This window comes from Rhizobium sp. K102 (genome assembly GCF_022385315.1).
GTDB lineage: Bacteria > Pseudomonadota > Alphaproteobacteria > Rhizobiales > Rhizobiaceae > Rhizobium > Rhizobium croatiense.
In genome coordinates this window covers 2,746,511-2,760,725 of the sequence record NZ_CP092436.1, presented here as the reverse complement: position 1 = coordinate 2,760,725, position 14,215 = coordinate 2,746,511, and the positions used below count along the sequence as shown (strand labels likewise).

General features: G+C 61.6%; 11 protein-coding genes and 1 pseudogene. 9 read left to right on the top strand and 3 right to left on the bottom strand.

Annotated elements, in window-relative coordinates; all coding sequences use genetic code 11:
• Positions 1–292: 292 nt before the first annotated feature.
• A complete protein-coding gene (locus MHI61_RS19640; RefSeq protein ID WP_239790176.1) occupies positions 293–1,567 on the top strand; it encodes an O-antigen ligase family protein in 1,275 nt (424 codons plus the stop codon).
• Between the two features lie 174 nt (positions 1,568–1,741).
• Entirely contained in the window at positions 1,742–2,125 is a 384-nt protein-coding gene (locus MHI61_RS19635) for a VOC family protein (RefSeq protein WP_239790175.1), read from the top strand.
• Between the two features lie 5 nt (positions 2,126–2,130).
• Here MHI61_RS19635 and MHI61_RS19630 read toward each other — a convergent pair.
• Positions 2,131–3,551 (bottom strand): annotated as a pseudogene (locus MHI61_RS19630) (DHA2 family efflux MFS transporter permease subunit).
• A 241-nt stretch (positions 3,552–3,792) separates the two neighbouring features.
• Between MHI61_RS19630 and MHI61_RS19625 the strand changes: the two are divergent.
• The 6 genes from MHI61_RS19625 to MHI61_RS19600 all read left to right on the top strand — a co-directional run bounded on the left by MHI61_RS19625 (position 3,793) and on the right by MHI61_RS19600 (position 11,750).
• Positions 3,793–4,785 (top strand): MBL fold metallo-hydrolase, encoded by a 993-nt coding sequence (locus MHI61_RS19625; protein ID WP_239790174.1) that lies wholly within the window; start codon positions 3,793–3,795, stop codon positions 4,783–4,785.
• Positions 4,786–4,995: 210 nt separating this feature from the next.
• A complete protein-coding gene (gene guaB, locus MHI61_RS19620) occupies positions 4,996–6,480 on the top strand; it encodes an IMP dehydrogenase (RefSeq protein WP_239790173.1) in 1,485 nt (494 codons plus the stop codon).
• 2 nt (positions 6,481–6,482) lie between these two features.
• Complete coding sequence (locus MHI61_RS19615) at positions 6,483–7,037, top strand: hypothetical protein (RefSeq protein ID WP_239790172.1); 555 nt, start codon at positions 6,483–6,485, stop codon at positions 7,035–7,037.
• Between the two features lie 86 nt (positions 7,038–7,123).
• Entirely contained in the window at positions 7,124–7,540 is a 417-nt protein-coding gene (locus tag MHI61_RS19610) for an MAPEG family protein (RefSeq protein ID WP_239790171.1), read from the top strand.
• 210 nt (positions 7,541–7,750) lie between these two features.
• Positions 7,751–10,849, top strand: a complete 3,099-nt coding sequence (locus tag MHI61_RS19605; RefSeq protein WP_239790170.1) for an autotransporter domain-containing protein — start codon at positions 7,751–7,753, stop codon at positions 10,847–10,849.
• A 259-nt stretch (positions 10,850–11,108) separates the two neighbouring features.
• Positions 11,109–11,750 (top strand): TetR family transcriptional regulator, encoded by a 642-nt coding sequence (locus MHI61_RS19600; RefSeq protein ID WP_239792880.1) that lies wholly within the window; start codon positions 11,109–11,111, stop codon positions 11,748–11,750.
• A 6-nt stretch (positions 11,751–11,756) separates the two neighbouring features.
• Here the strand turns inward: MHI61_RS19600 and MHI61_RS19595 are convergent, their stop codons facing one another.
• Positions 11,757–12,713, bottom strand: coding sequence for a LysR substrate-binding domain-containing protein (locus MHI61_RS19595; protein WP_012482798.1), 957 nt, complete (start codon positions 12,711–12,713; stop codon positions 11,757–11,759).
• Positions 12,714–12,914: 201 nt separating this feature from the next.
• On the opposite strand from MHI61_RS19595, the gene MHI61_RS19590 reads away from it, so the two are divergent.
• The gene (locus tag MHI61_RS19590) at positions 12,915–13,214 is read left to right on the top strand and encodes a DUF1127 domain-containing protein (RefSeq protein WP_183839263.1); all 300 of its coding nucleotides are present in this window, start codon (positions 12,915–12,917) and stop codon (positions 13,212–13,214) included.
• A gap of 88 nt (positions 13,215–13,302) precedes the next feature.
• Here the strand turns inward: MHI61_RS19590 and MHI61_RS19585 are convergent, their stop codons facing one another.
• Positions 13,303–14,178 (bottom strand): DUF937 domain-containing protein, encoded by an 876-nt coding sequence (locus tag MHI61_RS19585; RefSeq protein WP_239790169.1) that lies wholly within the window; start codon positions 14,176–14,178, stop codon positions 13,303–13,305.
• Between the last annotated feature and the right edge of the window lie 37 nt (positions 14,179–14,215).

Sequence of the window (14,215 nt, the reverse complement as noted above, 5' to 3'; positions counted from 1 at the left end):
GTCCATAGTTCGAGGCGAGGATAGCTGCTAACCGCGCTCGAACAACGGTGTCTCGCATGCAAACAATACCGATCGGAGATCAAATCAGCCTGCACCTCAGCCGTGTTTTCTGCTGATCAACTTGATCCTTCGGCCGCGTCGTTGATCATTGTTGAAATTGGATTATGGCGATTCGGAATGCTGTTGTCTGAATACCGCATTGAATAAGGTTATGGATTGCGCCCTCATCCCGGCTTGACAGCCGACTTCACGATCCCTAGCGAGACAGCACCGATAGGGTCAGGCCGGTAAAATGAAATATTTCAAACAACTCATGATAGAAGTGCTTTATCCTGGGAATGGGGCTATAAGCGCACACGACCGAAACAACGGCATTGCTGTCTTTCTCTTTGCAATCCTTCCAGGCCTTTCGCCGAACTTTAACTCCTTCATCCTCCTCACTTCGATGCTGTGGGGCGCCTATTCTCTGGCGACAGGCCGCCTTGCCTTGAAGCTGTCGAGATCCGACCAGCTGGTTGCCATCGGTATGTCGATTTACCCGGTGGTGATGATCGCGAGCATATTCATAAATCCACCTTACTCCGAAGAATCGCAATGGATACTCCGGCTTCTGCCCTTCTTTTCGATCTGGCTGGTATTGCCGCGGATGCGCCAATCGCCCGATGGCCGTCTCGTGCCGCTCTTCATCCTCGGCGCAGGGATTGGCATGATCGCAACTTTTCTGCTCAGTCTCCTGCAGATCGCGTTTCTTATGGACCGGGCGGAGGGCGGGACTACGAACGCTGCACTGCTGGGGATCATAGGCATTCTCTTCGGCGGCGTTGCGCTCCTCAACCTTCAATCTCCCAAAAGCGTGGAGCAAAGGATCGCGATTCTGGGATATGCCGCGGGTCTCGGTTGCGTTCTGCTGTCGGGAACGCGCTCGGCTTGGCTGGTCATTCCCGTTCATATCGTCATCTTCCTCTGGTTTTTTCGCAAACGCGGCTTCCATCTGAGCCTGCGCAGCCTCGCCATTACCGGCTCCTTGCTGTTTGTGGGCCTTGTTGCCTTAGGTAGCGGCCCGGTACTTCATCGCATTCAGGCGCTGCAAGGGGATCTGACATCGCTGGAACGCACCGACCGTGAGATCACCTCGCTCAGTGCGCGCTTAGCCTTGTACAATGGTGCACTATCGGCAATCAGTAAGGACCCGTTGACTGGTTACGGCCCGCAAAACCGGATGGCTTCAGTTCTGGCGGAGTTGCCCGATAACATAAGGCCGCAACTGTCCTTCACGCATGTCCACAACGGTTTTCTGACCGCGGGGATCGATGCCGGCGTTTTCGGTATCGCGGCACTTTCGCTGATGCTGCTCACACCGGTGATCGGCGCATGGAGAAAGGAAGCCGGGCCGGGCCGCGATCTGGCGATTGCGCTCGCTCTTCTGCTCTTCAGCAGCTACGTCATAACCGGCAGCTTTGGCATCATGTTTAACCAGAAGGCTCTGGATCCAATCTTCGCCTATATGGTCGCCCTGATCTGCACGGATCGGGGCAACATACGCTTTGCGCCCGTTGTTTCTAGCTGACGGTCTTGCACATGGGCGGTTGGCCAGGGGCTTCAGGGAACGTAAGGCCGAAGGCGAAGTAGAGAAAGCTTGATCTTCAGACCGGTCCTGACAGATGATGCGTTAAAGCGTTACCGCGTCCTTTGCGCGTCTGGAAGGACGCCCCGCGCTGCCAGGATTTTAACTGTTGATCCCATGCTTCTTTACGTCACGCTCGGAACCAACGACCTAGACCGCGCAGGGCATTTTTACGATGCCGTTCTGCCCGTGCTCGGCTATCGCCGCCAGCATTATTCGCAGGAGGAGATCGGCTATTCCGCCGTGGGCGATACGCGCTGCCGCTTCTGGGTGGTAACGCCCTTCAATCGCCGCCGGGCGACTGCGGGCAACGGCGCCATGGTCGCGTTCACGGCCGAAACGCGGGCGGCGGTCGATGCCTTTCACGCGGCGGCGATCGCGGCAGGCGCCGCCGATGAAGGCGGGCCGGGTCTGCGCCCCTACCATGCCCATTTTTATGCCGCCTATGTCCGCGATCTCGACGGCAACAAGCTCTCTGCCGTCTGCGAGAGCCCCGAATAGAAGGCTTATTTCACCGCCTGCTGCTCGGCCTCGATCGGTCCCGTCAGGCGCCTTGAGCGGTGACCAGAAACCAGCGCGCCGGCGTTGCGGTCCATCCTGATGAAGGGGATGGTCGCAATCACCGTCAGTCCGGCGATGATGTAGAAGGCAAGGTGGAAATCGGCCACCTGCAGCGCCTCGCCCCTGATATAGATCGAGCTTTCCAGGATCGCGGCCGCGACCGCGACGCCGAGCGCCAGGCTGATCTGCTGCATCACCGAGCTCATCGAGGTCGCTTGGCTCGCTTGCGCATCGTCGATATCGGCAAAGGCCAGCGCATTGACGCCGGTGAACATGAAGGAGCGGGAGAAGCCGCCGATGAGCAGCACGCCGATGATGACGAGATGCGGCGTTGCTGGTGTGAACAGGCCGGTAATGACGGTGACGACAGTCGTCACCATGGCGGCGCCGAGCAGCGTCGTGCGGAAGCCTATGGCTGCGAAGACGCGCTTTGCCATGAACTTGGTGGTGATCGCGCCGATCGCGCCGGCAAAGGTGATAAGGCCGGATTGGAACGGCGTCAGACCGAAACCGAGCTGCAGCATCAGCGGCGTCAGGAACGGCATGGCGCCGACGCAGATGCGAAAGAGGTTGCCCCCGTGGTCGAAACCCGGAATGTCGGGTTCTTGAACAGGCCGAGGTTGAGGATCGGCGCCGGGTGGCGCTTCGCATGGCTGATATAGAGGAAGCCGCAGAGGAGGCCGATGCCGGTGGCGGCAACGCCGATGATCGGCGGCAGGGCCGGCAGGCTGACCACCGACAGGCCGAAGACGACGCCCGCGGCCGAAAGCGAGGTGAGCACGAAACCGGTGAAATCGAGCTTGGGCGGGGCTGTCGCCTCCACCTCCGGCAGGAAGATCGTCGCCAGCCAGATGCCGATGATGCCGACCGGCACGTTGATCAGGAAGATCCAGTGCCAGCTGAAATAGGTGGTGATGAAGCCGCCGAGCGGCGGGCCGGTGAGCGGGCCGACAAGAGCCGGGATGGTGAGCAGCGCCATGGCCGAGACCAGATCGCTTCGCTGCGTCGTGCGCACCAGCACGAGACGGCCGACCGGCGTCATCATCGCGCCGCCCATGCCCTGCAGGAAGCGGGCAAAGACGAATTCGACGAGGTTGGAGGAGATGGCGCAGAAGATCGAGCCGATGACGAAGACGGAGATGGCGAGGCGAAAGATCTTCTTGGCGCCGAACCTGTCGGCCATCCAGCCGCTGACCGGAATGAACACCGCAAGCGCCACCATGTAGGAGGTCAGCGCCAGCTTCAGCGTGATCGGCCCGACATGGAGGTCTGCGGCGATCGCCGGCAGCGCCGTCGAGATCACGGTGGAGTCCATCTGTTCCATGAAGAGAGCGACGGCGAGGATCAGCGGGACGATGCGGTTCATAGGCGGGAGCCTTGATGGGCGCGGATGGAAGCTGGAAGGCCCGTGCTGTTTAGTCCGAGTTCCGGGAGCTGCCAATGCTCAAATCCGGTTCGATGCGATGTTTGCTTCACGTCTGCGTGAGACGGCTTGTCCGACAAGGTCCGCTACCAAGATTGACATATGTTTTACTGGCCGGGGCAAGAAATCCGGCGGGTATCATCGGCCGCGCAGCGACAAAGCACGCGTCATGGGGGATGGATATATGGCAATTTCAACGCGAATGACACGGCGCACGCTTTTTGCAGCAAGCCTCGGCCTGCTGGCGGCGCCGGCAATTTTGAGAGAGAAGGCCGAAGCGGCCGCCACTGGAGCAAGCAGACGTATGGATATAGCGCCTTTACCCGAAATCAATCAGTTCAAGCTCGGTTCCTATAAGTTCACCGTCGTCAGGGACGGGATCAATATCTCCGAAAAACCCTATGAGACCTACGGCACCAATCAGGATCCCGAAACCGTCCAGGCGTTGCTGACCGCCAACTTCCTGCCGGCCGACAAGCTCCTGAACGGCTATGCGCCTGTTCTCATCGACACCGGTTCCGATCTCATTCTCGTCGACACCGGCTTTGGCGCCGGCGGCCGCGCCCGCGGGCTCGGAAAGCTCGCCGAGGGCCTGAAAGTGGCGGGATATTCACCCGAGGACGTGACCCTGGTGGCTCTGACCCATCTGCACGGCGATCACATCGGCGGGCTGATGGAAGACGGCGCGCCCGCCTTCAAGAATGCCCGTTATGTCATCGGTGAGGCCGAATATGATTTCTGGTCGAACACCGCGCGCGAGGGCACACCAGCCGAGGGCGGCCACAAGGCAGTGCTCGCCAATGTGAAGCCGCTCGTCGAAAAAGCCACCTTCATCAAGGACGGCGCCAGCGTCGCGCCGGGCATGACCGCGATGCTGGCAGCCGGCCACAGCCCTGGGCACATGGTGTTCCACGTCGAATCGGAAGGAAGGCGCCTGGTACTGACCGGCGATACGGCCAACCACTATATCCTGTCGCTGCTGCGGCCGGATTGGGAGGTGCGCTTCGATATGGACAAGGCGCAGGCGGCCGCCGCCCGCCGCAAGGTTTTCGACATGATCGCGGCCGACAAGATCGCCTTCCTCGGCTATCACATGCCGTTCCCGGCGGTCGGTTTCGCCGAGCGGCAGGACGGCGGCTATCGCTTCGTGCCAAAGACCTATCAGTTCGATATCTGATCGCAAGCTGTTCCGTTTTTCGCGGGAATTGCTCTTCGTGCGTGGCACCCATGACGAGCCCGGCGGGCACGCCGGGCTTTTTGCTATTTCCTTCCTGTCATAGACGTGTTACCAGCCCTCGCCAACTTCCAAGCAACTCATGCACACCGCCGGGGCGGACGATTCGTTTCCGGGCAGGATTGCATTCTTATTAAATGAAGGAATTTGGCCATGGCCCGCATCATTGAAACGGCAACCGGCGCGGACGCGCTCACCTTCGACGACGTGCTGCTGCAGCCCGGCCATTCCGAGGTCATGCCGGGGCAGACGAACATCGCGACCCGCATCGCCCGCGACTTCGACCTCAACATCCCGATCCTCTCGTCGGCCATGGACACGGTCACCGAAAGCCGGTTGGCGATCGCCATGGCCCAGGCCGGCGGCCTCGGCGTCATCCACCGCAACCTGACGCCGGTCGAGCAGGCCGAAGAAGTCCGCCAGGTGAAGAAGTTCGAAAGCGGCATGGTCGTCAATCCGGTCACCATCGGGCCGGATGCAAAGCTTGCCGAGGCGCTCGGCCTGATGAAGTCGCACGGCATCTCCGGCATCCCGGTCGTCGAGAAGTCCGGCCGCCTCGTCGGCATCCTGACCAATCGCGACGTTCGCTTCGCCTCCGATCCGGAGCAGAAGATCCACGAGCTGATGACCAAGGACAATCTGGTCACCGTCAAGGAAAACGTCGATCAGCAGGAGGCCAAGCGCCTGCTTCACTCGCATCGCATCGAAAAGCTGCTGGTCGTCGATACCGAAGGCCGCTGCGTCGGCCTCATCACCGTCAAGGATATCGAGAAGTCGCAGCTGAACCCGAATGCCTCCAAGGATGCCCAAGGCAGGCTTCGCGCCGCCGCCGCCATCAGCGTCGGCGATGACGGCTTCGAGCGCGCCGAGCGGCTGATCGAGGCCGGCGTCGACCTCTTGGTCGTCGATACCGCTCACGGCCACTCGCAGCGCGTGCTGGATGCCGTCACCCGGGTCAAGAAGCTGTCCAACTCGATACGCATCATGGCCGGCAACGTCGCCACCTATGACGGCACCAGAGCGCTGATCGATGCGGGTGCGGATGCCGTCAAGGTCGGTATCGGCCCGGGCTCGATCTGCACCACGCGTATCGTCGCCGGCGTCGGCGTTCCGCAGCTCGCCGCCATCATGTCGGCCGTTCAGGCCGCCCAGGATCAGAATGTGCCCGTTATCGCCGATGGTGGCATCAAATTTTCCGGCGACCTGGCCAAGGCGATCGCTGCCGGCGCTTCCGCCGTCATGATCGGCTCGCTGCTTGCCGGCACCGATGAGAGCCCAGGCGAGGTCTATCTCTACCAGGGCCGTTCCTTCAAGGCCTATCGCGGCATGGGCTCCGTCGGGGCCATGGCCCGCGGCTCTGCCGACCGCTATTTCCAGGCGGAGGTGCGCGACACGCTGAAGCTCGTGCCTGAGGGCATCGAGGGCCAGGTGCCGTACAAGGGCCCCGTCTCGGCCGTCGTCCACCAGCTCGCCGGCGGCCTCAAGGCGGCTATGGGCTATGTCGGCGGCAAGGATCTGAAGGACTTCCAGGAGCGGGCCACCTTCGTGCGCATCTCCGGCGCCGGTCTTCGCGAAAGCCATGCGCATGACGTGACGATCACCCGGGAAAGCCCGAACTATCCGGGCGCCGGTCTCTGACCATGAAGGCGGGCAGCGGGATTCCGCTCTTGATCATCGCGCTGCTCGCCGCTCTCTGCCTTGCCGTGCTCGCCTGGACGACCTTCGGCTTCGTCGTTCCCTTCAAGCATGAAACCGGCCAGGCGGTGCTCGACACCTATTTCGCCGGTTACGACGAATCCGCCGTCTTTCACATGCAGACGCTGCTCGATGACAACGAGACGGCGACCAGGCTGCTCAGAGCTATGTATTTCGGGCCGGAACTGATCTTTCCGGCATTGCTGACGGCACTGCTGTTCCTCTCATTCCTCAAGCTCGGCCCTGGTGGCGCGTGGTTCGGCCGATCGGCACACCCGCTCATCGCCAAGGCGGTCTACCTGCTGCCGTTCCTTTATGGCATCGCTGACTACAGCGAGAATATCTCAAGTCTGATCGCCTTCGGCGACGGTGGAACCGCAGGTCTTGCCGCGCATCTGCTGCCGTGGATGACGCGGCTGAAATTCGCAAGCCTCGCCATCTGCTTCATCCTCCTCGCCCGGCTTGCCATCGTCCGCTGGCTGTCGCCGCGCCAGGACTGAGACGCGGCCTCAGCCGCTGGCATCCTGCTCCCCTTTCGGCTACTCCTCGCAACGAATGCGGAAACGGAAAGGACTTGAGGGAGCATATGACCGGCTATCAAATCTTCTGGCCACTGCTTGCCCATGTGGCCCTGGTCTATGGTCTTTATGCGCTTCTTGGGCAGCGGCGCGCAAAAATGGTCCGCGCCGGCAGGATCGCGAAATCGGATTATCGCGAAAATCGTGACGAGCCGGCCGAAAGTCTCGCCGTCAAGAACTGTCTCGCCAACCAGTTCGAACTGCCTGTGCTCTTCTATGCCTGCTGCATTCTTCTCTATGTCACCGAGGCCGACAATCTTGTCGCCGTCACGCTCGCCTGGGTCTTCGTCGCCCTGCGTTATGCGCATGCGGCGATCCATGTCACCAGCAATGATCTGCGCTACCGCAGCCCGATCTTCGCCGCCGGTTACCTCGTGCTCGCCGCCATGTGGGTGTGGCTGGCCGGGTGGATGGCAATCGGATAACGCGCTGTGACCAACGGCATGACTCCCTGAATCGGAATCGATTCAAGAACAAATTATGCATAAATTCAAAATGTTGCAGCATCCATCGCGCGTGCGGAAAGACACGGGCGCTCGTCGAAGAATAACTTCGAGAACATGGTTACTAATATTTAAATTGATTCGTCTATTTCTGCGCGAGCGAGTGATGGCGGGGACGGTTTGCGAGCGAAGATGGACGAGAGGACAGGCGGGGCGGCGATCCATCGCATGGCTATGCTGCGACTTGCGGGTTCGGCGAGCACTGCGGCGCTGGCGCTGATGCTGGCAGCGGAGCCGGGACGGGCGCAGCAGGTCATTGCCGGCAACGACACGGAGATCGTCGACGGCAACGACCCGGGCGGCACCGGCCCGGGCACGCAGCCGAGTCCCTGGACCATCAATACCGATCTCGTCATTGGCGATCAGAATGGCGACGATGCGACCCTCATCATCCGCAACGGCGGCGCGGTCAGCAATGATATCGGCGTGCTCGGCGTCGATCCCGGCGCCAGCGGTACGGTGACGGTCACCGGCTCAGGCTCGAGCTGGAGCAATTCCGACGACCTTTATGTCGGCCATCAGGGCACCGGAGCGCTGACCATCGAAGACGGCGCCGTGGTCGACAGCCAGTTCGGCTATATCGGCTATTTTTCCGGCGCCAGCGGAACGGTAACGGTCACCGGCACAGGTTCGACCTGGACAAACGTCCAGGATCTCACCATCGGCGACAGCGGCACCGGCACTCTGATCATTTCGAATGGCGGAACGGTCAACAGTGCATCCAGCTATATCAGCAATGATTCCAGCGCCATTGGCGAGGTCATCGTTACGGGCGCCAACTCGCTCTGGGGCAATTCCATCGAGGTCTCGGTCGGCGCGGCCGGCGCGGGAACGCTGACCATTTCGAATGGTGGCTCTGTCACCGGCAGCTTCGGTTATGTCGGCTTCAGTTCGAACGGCAGCGGTGTGGTCAGCGTGACCGGCGCAGGCTCGAGCTGGATCAGTTCCGGAACGCTGTTCGTCGGCCAATTCGGTTCGGGCAGCGTGACCATCGACGAAGCCGGCATGGTATCGGCGTCCGAGGTCGTTATCGCGGATGATTCCGGCGCAACCGGTACCGTCGAACTTGCCGGAAGCGCCGGGAGCGGGCGCGGCGTCCTGGAGACCGGCTATGTCGAGAGAGGCGGCGGCAGTGCGAGCCTCGTTTTCGACGGCGGCATTCTGCGGGCAACGGGCAATGAGGCGAATTTCCTGCGTGGCTTCAGCGCCGGCGAAGTGACGGCCAGTTCGGGCGGCGCCTTTATCGACACCAACGGCTTTGCTGTCGGCATAACCACGGATCTGCAAGGCGTTGGTGGCCTGACCAAGCAGGGTACGGGCACGCTGACGCTGTCCGGCACCAACAGCTATACCGGCGTGACGACGGTCGAGGCCGGCACGCTTCTGGCGGGCAGCGCCGGTGCCTTCGTGCAGAACCGCGCTTACGCCATCAATGGCGGCATACTCGATCTCGGCGGCTTCGACCTGACCATGGGTGAGCTTTCGGGAAGCGGCGGGGAGATCGCGCTCGGCAGCACCGACCTCACGCTCGATCAGGCAATTGAGAGCACCTATGGCGGCGTACTCTCCGGCAGCGGCGACTTCACGATGGCCGGCAGCGGCACCCTGCGCCTGACCGGCGACAGTTCGGCCTTTACCGGGACGACAACGGTTTCGGACGGCCGCCTGATCGTCAATGGCAGCCTTGGCGGCATCCTGACGATGACGGGCGGCAGACTGGGCGGCTCGGGTGATATCGGCGCGCTGACCGCCGGGGCGGGCGTCACCATTGCGCCGGGCAATTCGATCGGAACCTTGACCGTTGGCGGCAATCTCACTTTCGATCCGGGCGCTACTTATGAGGTCGAGGTCGATCCCGCCGGCACCGCGAGCGATTTGATGTCGGTTACCGGCACCGCCTTTCTCAGCGGCGCGACCGTTTCCCATATCGGAATGAATGGCGAGTACAGGCCGTTCTCCACCTATACGATCCTGACCGCGAGCGGCGGGGTGAGCGGAACCTTTGGCGCCGTTACCTCCAATTATGCCTTTCTGGCCGCCGACCTCTCCTATGATTTGAACAGTGTCTACCTGGAAATTGCCCGCAATGATGTGAGCTTTGCCGACATGGCTTCGACGAGCAACCAGATTGCCACGGCGGCGGCTGCCGAGAACCTCGGCTCCGGCAACGACATCTACGATGCGATCGTCACCCTGCCTGACGACGAGTCGCAAGTTCAGGCGAGCTTCGACGCGCTTTCCGGCGAAATCCATGCGTCGATCAAGACGGCGCTGATCACCCAGAGCCTGTTTGTTCGCGAGGCCGCCAATGAACGTCTGCGCTCGGCTTTCGGCGATCCCGTCGCCGCCATGGTTCCGATACAAGGCTTCTGGCCCGGCGCTCCGGCAGTGACCGCCGCCGAGACTGCGGACGGACCGGTTTTCTGGAGCACGGCCTTTGGCGGTCTGAGCGAGGCATTCACAGATGGCAATGCCGCCACGTTCCGTCATCAGACCGGCGGGTTTCTCGCCGGTGTCGACCGCAGTTTCGACGAGGTCAGGTTCGGCCTGATGGCCGGCTACAGCAATTCCCGGTTCGATCCCCGTCACCGTGCTTCGTCGGGTTCGAGCGACGATTATCATCTCGGCCTCTATGCCGGCACGCACTGGGGCGGTCTCGCCTTCCGCTCCGGCCTTGCCTATACGTGGCATGACATCGAAACCAGCCGCCGTGTCGCGATCGGCAGCTTCGAGGACAGGCTGGACGCGAACTATGGGGGCGGCACGCTGCAGGGCTTTGCGGAGCTCGGCTACCGGTTCGAGAGGGCGGCGGCCTCCTTCGAGCCCTTCGTCAATCTCGCCCATGTTGGCATTCGAACGGCGGGCTTCTCCGAAGAGGGCGGGGCGGCCGCACTCGAGGTCTCCGGCCGCACGACCAACACCACCATCACCACGCTCGGCCTGCGTGCCGAAATGGAGGTTCACCTCGGCGGGATGAACGCCACCCTGCACGGCATGTCAGGCTGGCGCCATGCCGCGGGCGATATCGTCCCCTTCTCGACGCAGGCTTTCGCAGCAGGCGACGCCTTCACCGTCGCCGGCGTGCCGCTGGCGCAGAACGCCTTCATTCTCGACGCCGGCCTTGACGTCGCCCTGAACGAAGGTGCTGCGCTCGGGATCGCCTATTCCGGCCAGATCGCGGAAGACGCACAGCAGCATGGGATTAAAGCGACGCTGTCTGCGAAGTTCTAAAATCTCCGGACGGTCATCCCCCGCAACGAAGAGTCGCGACATCAGCCTTTTCCCGTCGAAGAGAATTTCGCAACTATTTCAAGGATTCTCTAGCCTGGCGCAACCGGTGGGAACAGCTGGACTCCCGATTTTCATACGCGTTTGCCGGTCGTTAAAATGCGAGCCTTTCCGTTTACGCCTGATGAAGACCTGCATGTCATATCCGCTCGACGCGCTGGTGGCAAAAGCCTCTGCGCGCAACAATAAGAATGGGAACGACATGGGCGCGGAAAGCATGGATCGCATTGGCTTGCGAAGGAAGCCGAAGCAGGAGCGCAGCATTCAGCGGCTGGATCTTATTCTCGCCGCCGCTGCCAGGATCATCGCCGAGAAGGGCGTCAGCGCCATGCGGATGACCGAACTCGCGATCGCCGCCAAAGTGCCGATCGGCTCGGTCTACCAGTATTTCCCGGAGAAAGCGGCGATCGTCAAAGCCCTGTTCGATCAGCACGCTTCGGCGATCCAGACGAAGACGGCGGCGATGTTCTCCGACGTGCAGTCGCTCGACCAGGCGCTCGATCTCGTCTGCGATATCATCGATTGGTACTATGATTCCTACCATGACGATCCCGTCTATCTCGGCGTCTGGATGGGGACGGAGACCGATCAGGATCTGCTGCGGCTGAATATAGAGCATAGCGGCCGTGTCGCCGGCATCTTTCATGACGCCGTGCGCAGGGTGGCTCCCGATCTTTGCGACGAGGAAATGTTCGCCCGCACTTACCTTTTCAGCCATCTGATCGGCGCCGTGATCCGGCTTGCCGCCATCAGCGAAGAGACCATAGCGCGGCGCATGCTCGGCGAGTGGAAACGCGTCATCCGCGCTTCCCTTTTTACCGAGGCCGCGCCGCGGGCCGCCTGAGAGCCTCTACCAGCTCGGCACCATATTGGCGGCCTTCAGCCGCGGATAAAGGCGCGCCTGCGCTGATTTGACGTCCGCATCCAGACCGTCGTCGATGACAGCAGGCGTGATGTTGTCGAGACAGGCGGTGATATGCGCGGTGATCGCGTTCATCAGCGAGATCGAAACGCCCGGCCGCTTCATGATGCCGATCTGCACCGGCGGCAGCGCCGGAAAGCCGTCAGCCTGGCTCAGCACCTTCATGCCTGTGCGCAACGCCGATTCCGGCATCACCGAGACCGCCATGCCGGCAAGCACGGCCGCGGCGACGACGGTGCAGGACCAGCTGGTGAACAGGATCTGGTGTTCGCGGCCCACGGCATCGAGCGCCGAGCAGGCGAGCTGACGCCACTGGCAGTCGCGGCGGCCGACGGCAAGCGGCACCGGCGCGTCGTCGCGGATCGGATGATTGGCCGAGCCGACCCAGCAGAGCGGTTCGGTTCGCACCACGTCGGACATGCGCTCGCGCGGATTGTGGGTGACAAGCGCGATATCGAGCTCGCCCTTGTGCATGCGCTCGGCAAGGTCCATCGACGGCTCGCAGACGATGTAGAGCTCGACGTTCGGATGCGTCTTGGCAAAGCGGCCGATGATCTCGGGCATGTAGCGGTCGGCATAGTCGTCGGGGGTGCCGATGCGCAGCATACCCTCCAGCCTGTTGTCGTCAAAAGCGGCGATCGCTTCATTGTTGAGGCGGATGATGCGCCGGGCATAATTGAGCAGCTTCTCGCCCTCGACCGTCAGCCGGTTGCCGCGGCCATCCTTGATGAAGAGCTGCTTGCCGATGCGCTCTTCGAGGCGGCGCATCTGCATGGAGACAGCCGATTGAGTCTTGTAGACCTTGTCGGCCGCCTTGGTGAAGCTGCCGGAATCGACGATGGCGATGAAAGTCTGCAACTGGTCGAGATCAAGAGGCGCGGACATGGTGTCACCCATAAAGATAGCTGATGATAATCATTAGAAACATTCGTTGGACTGATCAATAGGTCTTTGGCATCTTCGGGGTGCAAATCAAGCAAAGTGAAGGGCAGACACCCTGCCTGCCCAAGCAGAATTCAGCCTTATCCCTCCTGCACGACCTCGCGGGAGGGGTGGGTTGTTGCGTGCCCGAGAAAGGAGAGTTCGATGCACACGACGGACCGAACACTAGAACTCGACTGCAGTAAGCTGACCCCGACGCTTTCCCAGCGCCTGGTGGCAGGCCTCGCTCCGCTGGTCTCCCTCTTTCGCGGGTTTCGCAATCGAATGGAGGTCAACGGGCTGCATGATCTGAACGACAGTCAGCTGAGGGATATCGGCCTCACAAGGGCCGACCTGACCTCCGCCTTCTTGGCCTCGACCTTTTTCGAGGACCCGTCGGAACATCTGACGCGCTCGGCGCGCAATCGCTGGCGCCTGCAGCTCTTCCGCTCCCACGAGGAGTAGGAGTGTCGAGTTTCCCCGCAGGGTGATAGCCAATAGCCCTGCCGCTTGACCCGGCGATCGGCTTTTCCCAAGCCATCGCCGGGTTTTTTTATGCCTTGGTTTCGGGGGGCTTCGGCCGGTAGGTTTCGAAAATCGCTTCCAGGTTCCTCTGGTAGCTTTTCTGCACCTCAAGCCCGCTATCGAACATGGCGTTCAGTATGTCGGTATAGCTCTCGGCATTGGCTTTTGCCTCTTCCTTCGGCGCCTCCGGCGTCTTGGCCGCCGGTTGTTTGCCCGGTTGTTTGGCCGGCGGTTGCTGGCCGAGCCCGGTCATCATTTCCTGAAAGGCCTTGGCGAAGGGATTGTCGAGGAAGGGGTTCAGCTGAGGCGCCGGTTCCTGTTTCGGCATCGAGAACATCAGCTGCATCGCCTGGGTGAAGGGATTGTCGAAGATGTTGGGTTCCGGGGCCTTCGGTTTCGGCGCAAAGCCGGTGCTCTCGAGCCATTTCTGAATGGTCTCGCCCATCGCCGTGTTGACGAAGGGGTTGACCGGCGAGGCCATCTGGCCGGTCGTCTGCTTGAAGAGCCCGCCCATCAGCGTATCGGCCAATACGGGCAGCATCTGCTTGTAGATATCCTGGCCGATCCCGGTCATCTGCGCCGCCTGGGCGGCGACCGCCCGCGAAACCTCTTTGGAGCCGAAGAGCTGGGCGAGGATGTTGTTGCCGTCGGAAATGCCCTCTGGCGTGAAAGCCCGGCTCATATCCTCGAAATATCGCGCATAATTGCCGGAAGCGACGGCCTGCATCAGCCCGACAAAATCGTAAGGATTGCTGGTGCTGCGCTTCAGGCCGGCGGAAAAGGCCGGCATCAGCGCCGCCATCGCCTTGGTCGCCTGTTCCTGCGCCAGGTTGAACTGCCGGGCGACCGCTTCCATCGCCGCACCGTTCTGTGCCTGCATCATCATGTCGAAGAGTGGCAGCATGGAGGTCCCTTTCCCCGAGTCGTGACGCGTGTAACGC

Excerpts from the sequence above, each read along its gene's own strand:
- MHI61_RS19600 (WP_239792880.1), top strand. The coding sequence starts at position 11,109 with ATGGGCGCGGAAAGCATGGATCGCATTGGCTTGCGAAGGAAGCCGAAG.
- MHI61_RS19635 (WP_239790175.1), top strand. The coding sequence starts at position 1,742 with ATGCTTCTTTACGTCACGCTCGGAACCAACGACCTAGACCGCGCAGGG.
- MHI61_RS19610 (WP_239790171.1), top strand. The coding sequence starts at position 7,124 with ATGACCGGCTATCAAATCTTCTGGCCACTGCTTGCCCATGTGGCCCTG.
- MHI61_RS19590 (WP_183839263.1), top strand. The coding sequence starts at position 12,915 with ATGCACACGACGGACCGAACACTAGAACTCGACTGCAGTAAGCTGACC.
- MHI61_RS19615 (WP_239790172.1), top strand. The coding sequence starts at position 6,483 with ATGAAGGCGGGCAGCGGGATTCCGCTCTTGATCATCGCGCTGCTCGCC.
- MHI61_RS19585 (WP_239790169.1), bottom strand. The coding sequence starts at position 14,178 with ATGCTGCCACTCTTCGACATGATGATGCAGGCACAGAACGGTGCGGCG.
- guaB (WP_239790173.1), top strand. The coding sequence starts at position 4,996 with ATGGCCCGCATCATTGAAACGGCAACCGGCGCGGACGCGCTCACCTTC.
- MHI61_RS19605 (WP_239790170.1), top strand. The coding sequence starts at position 7,751 with ATGGACGAGAGGACAGGCGGGGCGGCGATCCATCGCATGGCTATGCTG.
- MHI61_RS19625 (WP_239790174.1), top strand. The coding sequence starts at position 3,793 with ATGGCAATTTCAACGCGAATGACACGGCGCACGCTTTTTGCAGCAAGC.
- MHI61_RS19595 (WP_012482798.1), bottom strand. The coding sequence starts at position 12,713 with ATGTCCGCGCCTCTTGATCTCGACCAGTTGCAGACTTTCATCGCCATC.
- MHI61_RS19640 (WP_239790176.1), top strand. The coding sequence starts at position 293 with ATGAAATATTTCAAACAACTCATGATAGAAGTGCTTTATCCTGGGAAT.